The sequence below is a fragment of the Cupriavidus sp. 96C5-1 genome (assembly GCF_057798855.1).
Genome location: NZ_JBYOJU010000009.1, coordinates 39,175 through 56,992 on the forward strand (window position 1 = coordinate 39,175; position 17,818 = coordinate 56,992).

The 17,818-nt window shown below is 68.1% G+C and carries 12 protein-coding genes; 5 read left to right on the plus strand and 7 right to left on the minus strand.

Annotation, left to right across the window (positions count from 1 at the left end):
- Positions 1 to 180: 180 nt before the first annotated feature.
- The 5 genes from putA to AC3FOF_RS12935 all read left to right on the plus strand — a co-directional run bounded on the left by putA (position 181) and on the right by AC3FOF_RS12935 (position 10,074).
- Entirely contained in the window at positions 181 to 4,182 is a 4,002-nt protein-coding gene (gene putA, locus AC3FOF_RS12915; RefSeq protein WP_488726823.1) for a trifunctional transcriptional regulator/proline dehydrogenase/L-glutamate gamma-semialdehyde dehydrogenase, read from the plus strand.
- Between the two features lie 143 nt (positions 4,183 to 4,325).
- Positions 4,326 to 5,477 (plus strand): branched-chain amino acid ABC transporter substrate-binding protein, encoded by a 1,152-nt coding sequence (locus AC3FOF_RS12920; RefSeq protein ID WP_017230611.1) that lies wholly within the window; start codon positions 4,326 to 4,328, stop codon positions 5,475 to 5,477.
- 190 nt (positions 5,478 to 5,667) lie between these two features.
- Positions 5,668 to 7,581 (plus strand): tetratricopeptide repeat protein, encoded by a 1,914-nt coding sequence (locus AC3FOF_RS12925; RefSeq protein ID WP_488726824.1) that lies wholly within the window; start codon positions 5,668 to 5,670, stop codon positions 7,579 to 7,581.
- A 154-nt stretch (positions 7,582 to 7,735) separates the two neighbouring features.
- Positions 7,736 to 8,959, plus strand: coding sequence for a cation:proton antiporter (locus AC3FOF_RS12930; RefSeq protein WP_035817331.1), 1,224 nt, complete (start codon positions 7,736 to 7,738; stop codon positions 8,957 to 8,959).
- Entirely contained in the window at positions 8,959 to 10,074 is a 1,116-nt protein-coding gene (locus tag AC3FOF_RS12935; protein WP_017230609.1) for a YbdK family carboxylate-amine ligase, read from the plus strand. Before AC3FOF_RS12930 ends, AC3FOF_RS12935 begins: the two co-directional genes overlap by 1 nt.
- 97 nt (positions 10,075 to 10,171) lie before the next feature.
- Here AC3FOF_RS12935 and AC3FOF_RS12940 read toward each other — a convergent pair whose 3' ends face one another.
- The 7 genes from AC3FOF_RS12940 to gcvP form a co-directional block, all read right to left on the minus strand.
- Complete coding sequence (locus AC3FOF_RS12940) at positions 10,172 to 10,651, minus strand: OsmC family protein (protein ID WP_488726825.1); 480 nt, start codon at positions 10,649 to 10,651, stop codon at positions 10,172 to 10,174.
- A gap of 69 nt (positions 10,652 to 10,720) precedes the next feature.
- Positions 10,721 to 11,458 carry an MBL fold metallo-hydrolase gene (locus AC3FOF_RS12945; protein ID WP_017230607.1) on the minus strand — a complete coding sequence of 246 codons (738 nt, stop codon included), beginning with the start codon at positions 11,456 to 11,458 and terminating at the stop codon, positions 10,721 to 10,723.
- Positions 11,459 to 11,554: 96 nt separating this feature from the next.
- The gene (locus AC3FOF_RS12950) at positions 11,555 to 12,436 is read right to left on the minus strand and encodes a DUF2071 domain-containing protein (RefSeq protein ID WP_488726826.1); all 882 of its coding nucleotides are present in this window, start codon (positions 12,434 to 12,436) and stop codon (positions 11,555 to 11,557) included.
- Positions 12,433 to 12,756: an EthD family reductase gene (locus tag AC3FOF_RS12955; RefSeq protein ID WP_017229867.1), complete on the minus strand. Its 324-nt coding sequence runs from the start codon at positions 12,754 to 12,756 to the stop codon at positions 12,433 to 12,435. Before AC3FOF_RS12955 ends, AC3FOF_RS12950 begins: the two co-directional genes overlap by 4 nt.
- 74 nt (positions 12,757 to 12,830) lie before the next feature.
- A complete protein-coding gene (locus AC3FOF_RS12960; RefSeq protein ID WP_017229868.1) occupies positions 12,831 to 14,207 on the minus strand; it encodes an L-serine ammonia-lyase in 1,377 nt (458 codons plus the stop codon).
- Between the two features lie 36 nt (positions 14,208 to 14,243).
- Positions 14,244 to 14,786 carry a DUF421 domain-containing protein gene (locus AC3FOF_RS12965; RefSeq protein ID WP_276266251.1) on the minus strand — a complete coding sequence of 181 codons (543 nt, stop codon included), beginning with the start codon at positions 14,784 to 14,786 and terminating at the stop codon, positions 14,244 to 14,246.
- A 100-nt stretch (positions 14,787 to 14,886) separates the two neighbouring features.
- Positions 14,887 to 17,811, minus strand: coding sequence for an aminomethyl-transferring glycine dehydrogenase (gcvP, locus tag AC3FOF_RS12970; RefSeq protein ID WP_488726827.1), 2,925 nt, complete (start codon positions 17,809 to 17,811; stop codon positions 14,887 to 14,889).
- Positions 17,812 to 17,818: the final 7 nt, after the last annotated feature.

A 17,818-nucleotide genomic window follows, 5' to 3' on the forward strand; every position in this document is an offset into this window, starting at 1 on the left:
CGTTGAAGATGGGCTGGAGGCAGCGTGGCACAAGATGTGGTGCAACCGTCATTGGCTGCCGAGCATGGTGGTTGTACCTAGTTGCACCGTTGGTTTTTGCCGGAGTATGATCGCGCCAATCTGCAGGTTTCCCGAATGCACCGGGGGGCCAGCGTCCGCGTCTTACGGAGAATCAAGCGCATGGCCACCACCACCCTCGGCGTCAAGCTGGACGACGCTTCCCGCGAACGCCTGAAGCGCGTTGCCCAGTCGATTGACCGCACGCCGCACTGGCTGATCAAGCAAGCCATCTTCACCTATCTGGAACAAGTCGAGCGGGGCCATCTGCCTCATGAGGCCGGCGCCGCAGGTGCGGGGAGCGAGGGTATCGCCGAAGGCGCCGATGGATTCGACGGCGCGGCTGGTGAAGGCGCACCGCAGCCCTTCCTGGAATTCGCCCAGAGCGTGCAGCCGCAGTCGGTGCTGCGTGCGGCCATCACCGCCGGCTACCGGCGCCCGGAAACCGAGTGCGTGCCGGTGTTGCTGGAACAGGCCCGCCTGCCCCGGCAGCAGGCCGAGGCAGCGCTCGCCATGGCCAGGACCCTGGCCACGCGGCTGCGCGAGCGCAAGGTGGGCACGGGGCGCGAAGGGCTGGTACAGGGCCTGATCCAGGAGTTCTCGCTGTCCTCGCAGGAAGGCGTGGCGCTGATGTGCCTGGCCGAAGCGCTGCTGCGCATCCCCGACAAGGCCACCCGCGACGCGCTGATCCGCGACAAGATCAGCGGCGCCAACTGGCAGTCGCACCTGGGCCAGAGCCCGTCGCTGTTCGTCAACGCCGCCACCTGGGGCCTGCTGCTGACCGGCAAGCTGGTGGCCACCCATAACGAGGCGGGCCTTTCCAAGGCGCTCACCCGCATCATCGGCAAGGGCGGCGAGCCGCTGATCCGCAAGGGCGTGGATATGGCGATGCGCCTGATGGGCGAGCAGTTCGTCACCGGGGAAACCATTTCCGAGGCGCTCGCCAACGCGCGCAAGTACGAGGCCGAGGGCTTCCGCTACTCCTACGACATGCTGGGCGAGGCGGCCATGACGGAGGCCGACGCGCGGCGCTACCTGGCCTCCTACGAGCAGGCCATCAACGCCATCGGCCAGGCCTCGCGCGGGCGCGGCATCTATGAAGGCCCGGGCATCTCGATCAAGCTCTCGGCCTTGCATCCGCGCTACAGCCGCGCGCAGCACGAGCGCGTGGTGAGCGAGCTGTACGGCCGCCTGAAGTCGCTGACGCTGCTGGCTCGCCAGTACGACATCGGCATCAATATCGACGCCGAGGAAGCCGACCGCCTGGAAATCTCGCTCGACCTGCTGGAGCGCCTGTGCTTCGAGCCCGAGCTGGCCGGCTGGAACGGCATCGGCTTCGTGGTGCAGGGCTACCAGAAACGCTGCCCCTTCGTGATCGACTACCTGATCGACCTGGCCCGCCGCAGCCGCCATCGCCTGATGATCCGCCTGGTCAAGGGCGCGTACTGGGACAGCGAGATCAAGCGCGCCCAGGTGGACGGGCTGGAGGGTTATCCGGTCTACACGCGCAAGGTCTATACCGACGTGTCCTACGTGGCCTGCGCGCGCAAGCTGCTGTCGGTGCCGGACGCCATCTACCCGCAGTTCGCCACCCACAACGCCCACACGCTGGCGGCCATCTACCAGATCGCCGGCCACAATTACTATCCCGGCCAGTACGAGTTCCAGTGCCTGCACGGCATGGGCGAGCCGCTGTATGACCAGGTGGTTGGCCCGCTGGCCGACGGCAAGTTCAACCGCCCGTGCCGGATCTACGCTCCAGTGGGCACGCACGAGACGCTGCTGGCCTACCTGGTGCGCCGCCTGCTGGAAAACGGCGCCAACACCTCCTTCGTCAACCGCATCGCCGACGAGACCATCTCGCTGGACGAACTGGTGGCCGACCCGGTGACGGTGGTCGAGCGCATGCATGCCGAGGAAGGCACCCTCGGCCTGCCGCACCCGCGCATCCCGCAGCCGCGCACCCTGTATGGCGAGTCGCGCGCCAATTCCGCCGGCATCGACCTCTCCAACGAGCATCGCCTCGCTTCGCTGTCGTCGGCGCTGCTGGCCGGCACCAGCGAGACGCTGCGCGCCGTGCCGCTGCTGGGTGTGGAAGCCGCGGCCGGCGAGGATGCCGTCCAGCCCGCGCCGGTGCGCAACCCGTCCGACCTGCGCGACGTGGTCGGCCACGTTACCGAAGCCAGCATGGCCGAGGTGGAAGCCGCCCTGCAGGCCGCCGTCAACGCCGCGCCGATCTGGCAGGCGACCCCGGCCGAGGTCCGTGCCGCCGCGCTGGAGCGCGCCGCCGAGCTGATGGAAGCGCAGATGCAGTCCCTGATGGGCACCATCGTGCGCGAGGCCGGCAAGACCTTCTCCAACGCCATCGCCGAAGTGCGCGAGGCGGTGGACTTTCTGCGCTACTACGCCGCCCAGGTCAGGGAAACCTTCTCCAGCGATACCCACCGCCCGCTCGGCCCCGTGGTCTGCATCAGCCCGTGGAATTTCCCGCTGGCCATCTTTACCGGCCAGGTCGCGGCCGCGCTGGCCGCCGGCAACACCGTGCTGGCCAAGCCCGCCGAGCAGACCCCGCTGATTGCCGCACGCGCCGTGCGCCTGCTGCGCGAGGCCGGCGTGCCGGCCGGCGCGGTGCAACTGCTGCCGGGCCGCGGCGAGACCGTGGGCGCCGCGCTGGTGGGCGACGCCCGCGTCAAGGGCGTGATGTTCACCGGCTCCACCGAGGTGGCGCGCCTGCTGCAACGCAGCGTGGCAGGCCGCCTGGACGCCGCCGGACGCCCGGTCCCGCTGATCGCCGAGACCGGTGGCCAGAACGCCATGATCGTCGACTCGTCCGCGCTGGCCGAGCAGGTGGTGGGCGATGTGGTGAACTCCGCCTTCGACTCGGCCGGCCAGCGCTGCTCCGCGCTGCGCGTGCTGTGCCTGCAGGAAGACGTGGCCGACCGCGTGCTGGCGATGCTCAAGGGCGCCATGGACGAACTGGCCATGGGCAACCCGGACCGCCTGTCGACCGACGTCGGCCCGGTGATCGACGAAGAAGCGCGCGACAACATCCTGCGCCATATCGACGCCATGCGCGCCAAGGGCCGCCGCGTCCACCAGGCCCGCCCGGACGGCGCCGCCAGTGCCGCCTGCCGCCACGGCACCTTCGTCTCGCCCACGCTGATCGAACTCGACAGCATCGAAGAACTGCAGCGCGAGGTATTCGGCCCCGTGCTGCATGTGGTGCGCTTCGAGCGCGCCGGCCTGGACCCGCTGCTCGAGCAGATCAACGGTACCGGCTACGGCCTGACCATGGGCATCCATACCCGCATCGACGAGACCATCGCGCATATCGTCGAACGGGCCGAGGTCGGCAATCTCTATGTCAACCGCAATATCGTGGGCGCGGTGGTGGGCGTGCAGCCCTTCGGCGGCGAAGGCCTGTCCGGCACCGGCCCCAAGGCGGGCGGCCCGCTCTACCTGCACCGCCTGCTCTCGGTCTGCCCGCAGGACGCCGTGGCCCGCGCCGTGCGCGCCTCGGATGTGCCTGGCGGCGCCGACGATGCCGGCCCGGTGCGCAGCATGGTGGCCGATGCCCTGGGCACGCTGAAGGCATGGGCGCAAGGCGAAGGTGCGGCGCTGCCGGAACTGGCGGCAGTGTGCGAGCGCTTTGCCGCGGCGTCGCCCGCAGGCCTGTCGGTGACGCTGCCCGGCCCCACCGGCGAGCGCAACACCTACACTCTGCTGCCGCGCGCCGCGGTGCTGTGTCTGGCCCAGCAGGAGGCCGACCTGGCCACCCAGCTGGCAGCGGTGCTGGCAGCCGGAAGCCAGGCTGTGTGGCCTGAAAGCCCCATGGCGCACACGCTGTTTGCACGCTTGCCGAAGGCAGTACAATCGCGCGTCCGTCTGGTAACGGACTGGGCCGCGGGTGACGCGAGCTTCGACGCGGTGCTGCACCACGGCGATTCCGACCAGTTGCGCGCCGTCTGCGAACAGCTGGCCACGCGTTCCGGCCCGATCATTTCGGTGCAAGGGCTGGCGCACGGTGAACCGAATATTGCGATCGAACGTTTGTTGATCGAGCGTTCGCTGTCCGTCAATACGGCGGCTGCGGGCGGCAATGCCAGTTTGATGACGATCGGCTGACCTGCCGGCCGTCAATCGGAGGGACGCGAGGCGAGCGGCGATCCCGCAAGTCCCGCGTCATTGAAATCGGGGAGCGTTTCGCGCCACACCCGGACGCGTCCAAAAGCGCAGCAAGGCTATTCAAAAGCCACCAAGGAGAACTGATGAACTCGACTTTCCACAAGACGGCCCTGACCGTTGCCCTGTCCGTCGCCGGCCTCTGCGCCGCTTCGGCAGCTTTCGCACAGGCTCAGGAGATCAAGCTGGGCTTCGCCGCGCCGATGACCGGCGGCCAGGCACAGTATGGCAAGGACATGCAGAACGGCATCGTCCTCGCCATCGAGGAAATGAACGCGACCAAGCCCAAGATCGGCGGCAAGGACGTCAAGTTCGTACTGCTCTCCGAAGACGACGCGGCCGACCCCAAGACCGGCTCGGTGGTCGCGCAAAAGCTGGTCGACGGCGGCATCCAGGGCATGCTGGGCCACTTCAACTCCGGCACCAGCATCCCGGCGTCGATGGTGTACAACCGTGCCGGCATTCCGCAGATCGCCATGGCCACCGCGCCCGAGTACACCCGCCAGGGCTTCAAGACCACCTTCCGCATGATGACCTCCGACACCCAGCAGGGTTCGGTGATCGGTGCGTTCGTGGTGAAGAAGCTGGGCGCCAAGAATATCGCCATCGTCGACGACCGCACCGCCTACGGGCAGGGCCTGGCCGACGAGTTCGAAAAGGCGGCCAAGGCTGCCGGCGGCAAGATCGTGCGCCGCGAGTACACCAACGACAAGGCGGTGGACTTCAAGGCCGTGCTGACCAATATCAAGCGCAGCAACCCGGACGTGATCTTCTTCGGCGGCGCCGAGACCCAGTCCGCGCCGATGGCCAAGCAGGTCAAGGAACTCGGCATGAAGTCCCCGGTGGTGTCGGGCGAAATGTCGAAGACCGACAACTTCCTCAAGCTGGCCGGCCCTGCCGCCGACGGCACCGTGGTGTCGCTGGCCGGCCTGCCGCTGGAGCAGATGCCCGGCGGCCTCGCCTATGAGAAGAAGTACGAAAAGCGCTTTGGCAGCAAGGTCCAGACCTACTCGCCTTATGCCTACGACGGCGCCACGGCCATGATGACCGCCATGATCAAGGCAGGCTCGGCCGATCCGGCCCGCTACCTGCCGGTGCTGGCGGCCACCAATATGCCGGCCGTGACTTCCAAAACCCTGGCCTATGACGCGCGCGGCGACCTGAAGGACGGTGGTATCACCGTCTACAAGGTAGTCGGCGGCAAGTGGACCGTGCTGGAAACGGTTGGCGGCAAGTAAGGCACGCTGCGGCTGGTAGTTGCGGCAACGCCACCCCGTGGGGTGGCGTTGCCGCTTTTGGCCCGCGCGCGAAACGGGCAGGTGCCCGGCGTTGACGGAACGGCAGAATCGCCCCTTGTTTTCACAAGCAGTGCAGAGCGCCGATGGCGCATAATCCCGCACTCGCACATCCACCCAGAAGGAGCAGTCCGTGTCCGTGCAGGAAGTCAGCTACGACCACGCCATCGAGCTAGCCAACGCCGAGCGCTACGATGAAGCGCTGGTCATTCTCGACCAGCTTTCGCTGGCGCAGCCGCAAGTGGTGGATTTCGATTGCCTGCGGGCCCGCCTGCATTACGACCGGGGCGACGCGCAAGCCGCCTTTGCCGTGCTCGACGCGGCGCTGGCAAAGCTGCCCGGGCTGGCGCTGCACCCGGCGCACCGCTGGTCCTCGCGCGGGGTGATCGCGCACCGCTACGGCATGCTGCTGATGGGGATGGAGCGCCTCCAGGAAGCGCTGCCGTGGCTGGAGGAAGCTGCGCTGCGTAATGGCTTGTCCTCGGGCGAGTGGAGCGCCCGCCTGCATGCGGGGCTGGTGCGCTACCGGCTGGGCGACTACGCTGCCGCCGGCGCCTACTGGTATGACCTGCTGTACCGGGCGCCGGACCTTGGCGCGGCGGATATCCTCGGCCAGGCGCTGGCGTATGTGCATGCCGCCGGCGAGCAGGCCGAGCCGATGCTGCGGCTGTGCCTGGCGCGGATTGGCCTGGACAACCCGGAACTGCTCGAGCTCGACGAAGCCGCTGGCGACGCCTTTGCCGCCGAACAGGCCGGCATCGTGCTGGCCAGCCAGCCGGATCACCCCCAGGCGCGCCGCATCCGGGCCCCGCTGCGCTATCGTGCCGGCGACCTCGACGGCGCCTGGGACGACCTGGCCACCTATCAGCGCCAGGTGCCGGACCCGAAGGCGCAGGTGCGCGAGCTGGAATGGCGCCACCAGGCCGGCGAGGCAGAGCCGTGGCTGCGCTTCGCTTTCGCCGAGGGCGCCACCGATGCCACCGGCTACTACCACGCCGGCGTGGCACTGGCCGAATTCATGGCCGCCGTGCCGGCCGCCGAGGCCGCGCTCGCGCCGCAGCTGATCAAGGGCTACCGGCTGGGCCTGGCGCGCTTCGAGAAGTACTTCGCCACCGGCGAAGGCGGCTATGACGATGCCGATCCCCATCTCTACTCGCTGCTGTGCCACAACCTGGCGCAGCGGCTGGAGGGCGCGGACCTGCGCACCGAGCGCATCGCCCTGCGCGAGAAAGGCATTGCGGCCAGCGAATTCATCGAGCACTGGATCGACCTGCTCGCATGCCTCGAGGCGGCTGGCCAGCACCCGAAGGCGGTGGAAGTGGCGGGCGATGTGCTCAACCGCTATCCGCTGGAACGCGATCCGTCCAATGTGGGCTGGGTGTTCAGCCGGCTGATGAGCACCTGGAAGGCGATCGGGGGAGCGGAAGTGATGTCGGCGGCGCGCGACGCGCTGGCGCACGTCGATGCGCGCGCCGATGCCTTGCCGGTCGAGGAGCGTAGCCAGACCGCGCATGCGCTGGCGCACGCCCGCGCGCACTTCGCCGGGCTGCTGCGCAACGCCGCTGGCGGCATGGATCAGCACGACCGCACCGATGCGCTGGCCGAGATCGAGGTGCTGCAGCGCCGTGCCCTGCTGATCGAGGACGCGTGGCTGTGCAACGAATTCGGCCTGATCTGGCGCGACCTGGGCGCGCCGGAGCGGGCGCTGCCGCTGTTCGAGCAAGCCATCGCGCTGACCGCCGGCGATCCCTGGGACCAGGCCTTTCCGCGCGTGCAGCGCGCCCTGATCCGCAACGGCGAGAAGCAATATGCCGAAGCCCTGACCGATTTCCAGACCGCCTTTGCCGCGCGCGACCGCTGGGATGGCGACGCCTACCTTGGCGCGGTCGAGGCCGCGCTGGGGCTGGAACAGCGCGAAACCGCGCTGGCCTACTTCGACAAGGCGCGCGCGCAGGGCGCCGCGCAAGGCAAGACGCGCACGCTCTTCACGCGCGTGGAAGCCAGTCTGCGCGCAACCCGCCCGGCATGGAAGTTCTGGGGCGTCTAGTCCCCGGCAGCGCCCGTACCCGCCGCTTCAGCGGCAATAGAAACGCCATCCCCGTAAGATGGCGTTTTTTTACGTCTGAACGCATCACGTTGCCAGCAACTTCCGTGCGGTGTCGGACAAACTCTGACATGGAATGTCATGTGCCTCCGCTACCATGTCATCTATGAATGGACTGAGCCAATTGTTTCCAAGCCTGCCCCTGGCACCGGGCGGGCTTTTCTGGGTCGGGCTGGCGCTGGTGGGCGCGGGCCTGGCGGGCGAGATATGCCGCATGTACCTGCGGCTGCCCCGCATCGTCGGCTACGCGGCCACGGGCCTCTTGGCCGGCATGCTGGGCCGCGGCATCGTCGACGAGAACATGATCGCGCAGAGCCGCATCCTGATCGACATGGCGCTGGCGCTGGCCTTGTTCGAGCTGGGCCACCGCCTGTCGATCACCTGGCTGCGGGCCAACCGCTGGCTGCTCTTCACCAGTGCGTTTGAAAGCCTGCTGACCTGGGGCCTGGTGGCCGCGGTGCTCCAATGGATGGGCGTGAGCCCGGCGGTGGCCATCCTGGCCGGCGGCATCGCCGTCAGCACATCCCCCACCATCGTGCTGCAGCTGAAGAACGAGCTGCGCGCCGACGGCCAGGTCACCGAGCGCCTGCTCGCCATGGCGGCCCTCAACAGCATCTACGCCGCCGCCATCGTGCAGGTGGCCACCGGCTGGCTGCATTCCGAGTATGGCAACCTGGGCGCCGCGCTGCTCCATCCGTTATACCTGCTGGCGGGGTCCTGCCTGCTGGCCTGGGGCATCGGCAAGCTGGGGCACGCCATCTACGCGCGCATGGCGTCGGACGATCACTACAGCTTCCTGGTGCTGGTGGGCCTGGTGCTGTTCACGCTGGCGCTGACGCGCGTGCTCAAGCTCTCCATGCCGCTCACGCTGATGCTGGCCGGCGTGGTGTTCAAGCACCAGGACAGCCAGCCCCGCGTCTGGCCGGCCCATTTCGGCAGCGCCGGCAGTTTGCTGATCATCGTGATGGTGGTCTCGCTCGGCCTGCCGCTGACCGTGCACGACTGGGCCATCGGCGGCAGCGCCGCGGTGGTGCTGGTGCTGCTGCGCCACATCGCCAAACTGGTGGGCGTGGCCTCGCTGGGCTCCTTCTCGGGCCTGAGCCTGAAGCAATGCGTGGCCCTCGGACTTGCGCTGGCGCCCATGTCGGGCCTGGCCTACCTTTTGATGAGCGATGTCGCGCGGCTGTACCCCGGCACCGGCGAGCCGCTGGCCGCCATCATCCTGTGCGCGCTGGCGATCGAGCAATTGCTGGGGCCTGCCCTGGCCGCCTGGGCACTTCGCTATGCCGGCGAGGTCAGAGGCAATGGAGGAGGGCGCTGATGTCACTGGAACCGTTCAAGCACTCCGAGGCGCTGACCTTTGGCGTGGAGCTGGAGCTGCAGCTGGTCAACCGGCACGACTACGACCTGGCGCCGTTCGCGCCGGACCTGCTGCGTGCGCTGAAAGGCGCACAGCATGCCGGCGACATCAAGCCGGAGATCAGCCCGTCGATGATCGAGATCAGCACCGGCATCTGCCATAGTTATGCACAGGCGCTGGATGAGCTCGGCACCATGCGCGACCTGATGGTGGAAGCCTCGCATTCGCTCAATCTCGGCATCTGCGGCGGCGGCACCCATCCCTTCCAGCAATGGGCTGACCGCACCATTTCCGATTCGCCCCGCTACCAGTACATCTCCGAACTCTACGGCTACCTGGCCAAGCAGTTCACCGTGTTCGGCCAGCACGTGCATATCGGCTGCCCGAGCGCCGACGAATCGCTGTTCCTGCTGCATGCGATCGGCCGCTACGTGCCGCATTTCATCGCGCTGGCCGCCTCGTCGCCCTTTGTGCAGGGCGTGGATACCGGCTTCGCCTCGGCGCGGCTGAACTCGGTCGCGGCCTTTCCGATGAGCGGGCGCGCGCCGTTCCTGCTTACCTGGGATGCCTTCACCGCTTACTTCGAGAAGATGCGCAATACCGGCGTGATCGAAAGCATGAAGGACTTCTACTGGGATATCCGCCCCAAGCCCGAGTTCGGCACCATCGAGGTCCGCGTGATGGACACGCCGCTGACGGTGGGCCGCGCCTGCGATATCGCCGCCTATATCCAGGCGCTGGCCCGCTACCTGCTGCTGTCGCGCCCCTTCATGCCGCACGACGACGATTACCTGGTCTACACCTTCAACCGCTTCCAGGCCTGCCGCTTCGGCCTGGAAGGCGAATACGTGCATCCCAACGAACTGACGCGCATGCCCATCGCCGATCACATCATGTCGATCTGCGACGCGCTGGTGCCGCACGCGGAAGCGCTCGGCTCGCTCGATGCGCTGGCCAATATCCGCACGCTGGCGCAAAGCCGCAACGGCGACGCCGAACGCGTGCGCCAGATCGATGCCGACACGCGCAGCCTGCGCGAGACGGTCAGGCAGACCTGCGACAGCTGGGCGAGCTGAGGGCGCCTGCTGGTGGCGGCAGGCGGCCGACGGCTGCGGCTGCGGTTGCGCCGGCCGAGGCCGCCAGCCCGCCAGCAGGGTGACACCAGGACACTGCCTAGCTCTGCGCGTCGGCGTACACCGGCTCGCAGCGCACCTCCGACTTGACCGAGTTGGCGATAAAACAGGCCTCGTGCGCCGTGTGATGCAGGTGCGCGATCTCCTCGCGGGTAGGCTGGCATTCCCCGGAGAAGGTGACCTCGGGCCTGAGCGTGACCACCGTCATCGCCATCCTGCCCTCGGCGTTCTTTGCCATGGTCCCGACCGCCGCATCGAAATAGCGGTCCACGCAGAACCTGTGCTTGGCCGCAATGGAAAGGAACCACAGCATGTGGCAGCTGGAGAGCGAGGCGACGAACGCCTCTTCCGGATCGACGGCCGCGGCATCCGACATGGGCAGCGGCACGACATGGGGCGATGACGATCCGGGTACCTCGATGCCGCCATCGAAGCGCAGCCGGTGCTTCCGGCTGTAGCGGTTGCCGAGGAAGTCCTGCTCGCCACGCTGCCAGAGGATTTCTGCGGTGTATTCGGCCATGCTCTGCTCTCCGTTGAAGTGCTTGTCGCTTGTTCCGGGCCGGCGGGCTACCGGAACGGTGCGGGTTCATCACGCCCCATGCGGCACCCGTTCCCCGTCCCGCAAGCCAAGCCGCTGGTTGGCCGGCACCGCCACGTCGATCAGCTTGGGCTTTGGCAGGTTGAGCTGCCCCATCATCTCGATGAACTGGGTACGCGTGCGGCCGGCCACGCGGCTGTTGTGCGCGCGTTCCTGGCCGATGGTGGACTGGGTGCGGCCCTTGTAATCGTGGGCGGGATAGACCACGGTGTCGTCGGGCAGCCTGAAGAGTTTCTGCGTGAGGCTGTCGTACAGCGTACCCGCGTCGCCTGACTGGAAATCGGTGCGGCCGCAGCCGTCGATCAGCAGCGTGTCGCCGGTGAAGACGCGGCGCACCGGGCCCGCCGGCGCGGCTTCTTCCCACAGGTAGCTCATGCTGCCGGCGGTGTGTCCCGGCGTGTGGATGGCGCGCAGCGTCTGCGTGCCGAACTGCAGCGTATCGCCGTCGATCAGCTGCTTTTGCGCTGGGCGGATATCGCAGCCCGACGGCGCCGCCGTGTGCGCGCCGGTTTGCAGTGCAACATGGCCCGCGGAGGTGATGTGGTCGGCATGCGCATGGGTTTCCACCACCCATGCCAGCCTGGCGCCGCTGGCCTGCAGCAGCGCGAGGTCGCGCTCTAGCTGGTGATCGACCGGGTCGATCAGCAACGCCTCGCGCGTGGCGGCGTCGATCAGCAGGTAGGTGTACGTGGACGAGGTTTCGTCGAACAGCTGATGGAAGGTCTGCATGACAGTACCGCCGGAGTGGGATCGGACATGATAGCGCCGCGACATGGTGTCGCGGCGTTCGCTTCACTGCTTAGCTTCACCGCTTTGCTTCACTATTCACAATAGCCGTTCCCACAGCACGCGGAAGGGCACCGCCGGCACCAGGAAACAGAACGGCTGCGCGTGCTGCGCGCCGAGTTCGCGCAGCATCGGCAGATCGCACTCGTCGCTTGCCGCTTCCAGCGGCTGCACGGCGGCCAGGTCGATCGGCAGGTCGATGCCGGCGTGCGCGATGCGCCCGGCATCCTCCACCTGCGAGATGGCGCTGTCCTGCAGGCACAGGAAGGCCACCGCGGCTTCCCAGGAATCGAAGCAGTCGGCAAAACCGGCGGGCAACCCGCGCACGGCGGCGGGCCGCACCGCGCTGCGCAGCGCAGGCGCGCTGCCGGCGCCGGGAACGATCTCGGTGCGGATCGCGCCGTCGTCCTGTTGCCGGTGCACGAAGCGCGCCGCCAGGTGCGATGGCAGGGCGTCGCTGAACAGGCGGCTGCCGAGCGCGTAGATGGCGCTGTCCAGCGTGTTCTTGGCGAACAGCACGATACGGTCGGCGCGCATGCCGCCGGGCAGTTCGTCGACATAGAAGCGCCAGTTGCTCTGCAGCGGCGACGGATACAGCCGCCGCAGCGGCCCCGCGGCGGCCGGCCCGAAGTGCCGGTGCGCGTACGTGAGCGCGGTGAACAGGGTCTTGCCGTCACGCTGCCACAGGCGCACGCCGGGCGGCACGTACCTGGCGGCGGCCTTGGCGTCCACCAGCCAGTTCAGGTAGACCACCCGCTCGACCTCGCTTTGCAGCACCATGAAAGGCAGGCGCGAGAGCAGCGCGCGGCGGGCCGCCAGCAGCCGGGGCGAGGACACCAGCCCGCCCAGCAATCTGCCGGGCAGGCCGGGCCGGGGATGGACGAAACGGTTGTGGATAAGTTGCGGACGCGGCTGGGTCAAGCGATGGTCACCACGTCGCTAAGCTGCACCACCGGCACCGCATCGGTGTAGTTGGGAATATCGCGCTGCAATTCGTTGCCGGCTGCCTTGGCCGCAGCCGCGAAGTCCTGTACCGACTCGAACAGGAAGTGGCACATCACCGTATAAGCCGGATCCGAGCCCGGCGCGCCGCCGCCCAGCCCGCGTTCCACCGCCACGCCGCGGTAGCCGGGATGCGCGCCGAACAGCTCGATGGCGCGCGGCATGTGCCGCTGCAGGTAGTACTCCATGTCGAACTTGCCGCCCTTGCTGTGCGGGTAGAGAAAGCTGATCTTGATCATGCCGGACTCCAGGTGGGTGGGGGTGGATGCCCGGCAAGCGTAGCAGAAAGTGCCGTGGAAGCGCGGAGACGGTCTCAGCACTCCACGATGTTCACCGCCAGCCCCCCGCGCGCCGTTTCCTTGTACTTGGTCTTCATGTCGGCGCCGGTCTCGCGCATGGTCTTGATCACCGAGTCCAGCGAGACATAGTGCATGCCGTCGCCGCGCAGCGCCATGCGCGCGGCGTTGACCGCCTTGACCGATGCCATGGCATTGCGCTCGATGCAGGGAATCTGCACCAGCCCGCCGACCGGGTCGCAGGTCAGGCCGAGGTTGTGCTCCATGCCGATCTCGGCAGCGTTCTCGACCTGCTCCGGCGTGCCGCCCATCACGGCGGCGAGGGCGCCGGCGGCCATTGAGCAGGCGACGCCGACCTCGCCCTGGCAGCCGACTTCGGCGCCGGAGATCGACGCGTTGAGCTTGTACAGCATGCCGATCGCGCCGGCGGTCAGCAGGAAGTCGATCACGCCCTGCGGGCTGGCGTTCGGCACGAAGCGGTCGTAGTAGTGCAGCACGGCGGGAATGATGCCCGCGGCGCCGTTGGTGGGCGCGGTGACCACGCGGCCGCCGGCGGCGTTTTCTTCATTGACGGCGATCGCATAGAGGTTGACCCAGTCCATCACCGAGAGCGGATCGGCCAGCGCGCGCTCGGCGTGCTCGGTGAGGTTGCGGAACAGCTCGGGCGCGCGGCGCTTGACCTTGAACGGGCCCGGCAGCTCGCCGTCGGTGCGGCAGCCGCGCGCCACGCAGGCCTGCATCACGGCCCAGATCTGCAGCAGGCCGGCGTTGACCTCGGCCTCGCTGCGCCACACGCATTCGTTTTCCATCATCAGCCGCGCGATGCTTTTCTTGCTCGCGGCCGCCATCTCCAGCATGGCGCGCCCGCTGCGAAACGGATGCGGCAATTGATGGTCGGCTTCCAGGATCTGCGTATTGGCCGCGCCCGCGGTGATCACGAAGCCGCCGCCCACCGACAGGTAGCGCCCCTCGCGAATGGGCTCGCCGCCGGCATTGAAGGCATGGAACTTCATGCCGTTGGGATGCTCGGCCATGGCCTCGCGGCGATAGAAGACGATGTGCTCCTTCTCCACGAAGGGCACGGGATGGGTGCCGAGCAGCGACAGCGTGCGGCTGGCGCGCAGCGCGGCCAGGCGCTGCTCGATGGTGTCGGGGTCGATGGTGTCGGGCGCTTCGCCCAGCAAGCCGAGCATGACGCCCTTGTCGGTGCCGTGGCCGCGGCCGGTGGCGCCGAGCGAGCCATACAGCTCGACGCGCACGCTGGCGACCAGCGGCAGCAGGCCGTCGCGCGCCAGGCCCTGGGCGAACATCAGCGCAGCGCGCATCGGCCCCACGGTATGCGAACTGGAAGGGCCGATGCCCACCTTGAACAGGTCGAAGACGCTGACTGCCACGGGAAACTCCTGGTTGGGGACTACCTGACGCCGGCTTCAGACCGGCGTGTCGTTGCTGTCGTTATCCGGGGCGCGCCACAGGGAGCTGGCAGCGTCGCGCGGAGTTTGGGGGACTTCCTTCTTCACCATCACGCTGATGGTGCCGTCGTTCTCGAGGATGGCGAAATGCACATCCGCCACCCGCTGGCAGCCGGCATGGCGCAGCGCCTTATGCAGGTCGTCCCGGGTGATATAGGCGTTCTTCATCACGTCGGGATAAACGTGTCCTTCGTGCACCAGCACCTGCGGGCGCCCCTCGACCACGTTCTCGAAGCGCCGGCTGCGCCAGCTCAGCCAGGCCAGCACGAGGTTGGCGCCGACCAGCGTCACTGCCAGGATCAGCCCGGCGGTGACGGAGTTGTCCCCCGCGTTCATGGAATTCTGCACCGCGTTGGACAGCACCAGCAGCAGCACCAGGTCGAGCGATGTGAGCTGCCCGATCTGGCGCTTGCCGGAGAGGCGCAGCAACACCAGCAGGCTGCCGTAGACGATCAGTCCGCGCAGGACGAATTCCCACCAGGGGGCGCTGAGATTCCACATGGATGCTCCGTTCGCGAGGCGCGGCCGGGTGGCCGCGCTACCGCTTCGAGCATAGCGCGTTGGCGGGATCGCGGCTGCCGGCCACGGCCTGCCGACGGGCTCAGGCCTGGTCGGCGTACTCGCTCATCGGCACGCAGGCGCAGAACAGGTTGCGGTCTCCGTACACGTTGTCCGCGCGGCCGACCGGCGGCCAGTACTTCTGCGTGCGCAGGGAGGCCACCGGGTAGGCGGCTTCCTGGCGCGTGTACTTGTGCTCCCAGGCGTCGGCGGTGATCACCGCGGCGGTGTGCGGCGCGTTCTTCAGCGGGTTGTCCTCGCGGTCGAAGCTGCCGTCCTCCACGCGGCCGATCTCGGCGCGAATGGCGATCATGGCGTCGATAAAGCGGTCCAGCTCGTGCAGGGCCTCGCTCTCGGTCGGCTCGATCATCAGCGTGCCCGGCACCGGGAAGCTCATGGTGGGGGCGTGGAAGCCGTAGTCCATCAGGCGCTTGGCCACGTCCTCGTTGGAGATGCCGGTGGTCTTCTGCAGCGGGCGCAGGTCCAGGATGCACTCGTGCGCCACCAGGCCGTGCTGGCCGGTGTAGAGCACGGGGAAGTAGGGCGACAGGCGGCGCGCCACATAGTTGGCGGCCAGGATGGCGTTCTCGGTGGCGGCGGTCAGGCCGGCCGAACCCATCATGGCGATATACATCCACGAGATCGGCAGGATGCTGGCCGAGCCGAACGGCGCGGCGGACACGCCGCCGATGCCGCGGTCGTCGCGGCGATAACCCACGCTGTCCTGGTTGGGCAGGAAGTCGGCCAGGTGCGCGCCGACCGCCACCGGGCCGACGCCCGGGCCGCCGCCGCCGTGGGGGATGCAGAAGGTCTTGTGCAGGTTCAGGTGGGACACGTCGCCGCCGAACTGGCCCGGCGCGGCGGTGCCGACCATGGCGTTCATATTGGCGCCGTCCACATAGACCTGGCCGCCGTGCCGGTGCACGATGTCGCAGATCTGCTGCACGCCCTGCTCGAACACGCCATGCGTGGACGGGTAGGTGATCATGATCGCGGCGAGGTTCCTGCTGTGCTGATCGGCCTTCTTCGCCAGGTCTTCCAGGTCGACGTTGCCGTTCTCGTCACAGGCCACCACCACCACCTTCATGCCGGCCATCTGCGCCGAGGCGGGATTGGTGCCGTGCGCCGAGGAGGGGATCAGGCAGATGTCGCGATGGCTTTCGCCGCGGCTGGCATGGTAGGCATGGATGATCAGCAGGCCGGCGTACTCGCCCTGCGAGCCGGCGTTGGGCTGCAGGCTCACCGCGGCGTAGCCGGTGGCGGCGCACAGCATGGCTTCGAGCTGGTCGATCATCTCGCGGTAGCCGACCGTCTGGTCGAGCGGCGCGAACGGGTGGACCTTGCTGAATTCGGGCCACGTCACCGGGATCATCTCGCTGGTGGCGTTGAGTTTCATGGTGCACGAGCCCAGCGGGATCATGGTGCGGTCCAGCGCCAGGTCCTTGTCGGCCAGCATGCGCAGGTAGCGCAGCATTTCGTGCTCGGCGTGGTGCGTGTTGAACACCGGGTGGGTCAGGTAGGCGCTCTGGCGGGCCAGGCCGGCCGGGTAGGCGTCCTGCGCGGCGGCCTCCAGTGCGTCGAAATCGGGCACCGGCTTGCCGTGGGCGAAGATCTCCAGCAGGGCGGCCACGTCTTCGCGCGCGGCGGTTTCGTCCAGCGAGATGCCGATGCGGGTGGCGCCGGCGTGGCGCAGGTTGATGCCGCGGGCCGTGGCCGCCGCGTGCAGGGCCTCGGTGTTGAAGCCGGTTTCCAGCGTCAGCGTGTCGAAGAAGGTGGCGTTGGTGCGCGCATAGCCGAGCTGTTCCAGGCCGCCGGCCAGCGTGGCCGTCAGGCGGTGCACGCGTTGCGCGATGCGCTTGATGCCTTGCGGGCCGTGGTACACGGCGTACATGGACGCCATCACCGCCAGCAGTACCTGTGCGGTACAGATATTGGAGGTGGCCTTCTCGCGGCGGATATGCTGCTCGCGCGTCTGCAGGGCCAGCCGGTACGCCTTGTTGCCTTGCGCGTCGATGGTCACGCCCACCAGCCGGCCGGGCATGGAGCGCTTGAACGCATCCTTGACCGCCATATAGCCGGCGTGCGGGCCGCCGAAGCCGAGCGGCACGCCGAAGCGCTGCGAGTTGCCCACCGCCACGTCGGCGCCCCATTCGCCGGGCGCGGCGATCAGGGTCAGCGCCAGCAGGTCGGCGGCAGCCACCACCAGGCCGCCGGCGGCGTGCACGGCGTCGGCGATGGCGCGGTAGTCGGCGACGTCACCGTTGACGCCGGGGTATTGCAGCAGCACGCCGAAGGCATGGGCGCCGGCGGCTTCCGAAGCGGGGCCGACCTTGACCTCGATGCCTAGCGGCAGGGCGCGGGTGCGTATCACTTCCAGCGTTTGCGGCAGTACGTCGTCGGCCACGTAGAAGGTGCTGGAAGCGTGCTTGTTGACGCGCTGCAGCAGCGTCATGGCTTCGGCAGCGGCGGTGCCTTCGTCCAGCATCGAGGCGTTGGCGATGTCCAGGCCGGTCAGGTCGGTCACCATCTGCTGGAAGTTCAGCATGGCTTCCAGGCGGCCCTGGGAGATCTCTGGCTGGTAGGGCGTGTAGGCGGTGTACCAGGCCGGGTTCTCGAAGATGTTGCGCAGCACCACGCCCGGGGTCAGGGTGTTGTAGTAGCCCTGGCCGATAAAGCTCTTGAACACGCGGTTCTTGCTCGCCAGGCCGCGCAGCTTGGCCAGCGCGGCCTCCTCGCTGAGCGGCTCGGTGAACTGGCCCAGCGGCATGCCGTCGCGGCGGCGGATGGCGGCGGGGATGACGGCGTCGATCAGCGCGGCGCGGTTGTCATAGCCAAGCACCTTCAGCATGTGCTGCTGTTCGGCGTCGTCGGGGCCGATATGTCGGGAGGCGAAGGCGTCGCGCGCCTCCAGTTCGGCCAGCGTGGGCCGGGCAGCTTGGGCGGCGGTCATGGGCAGAGGGGCGTTCATGGCAAGG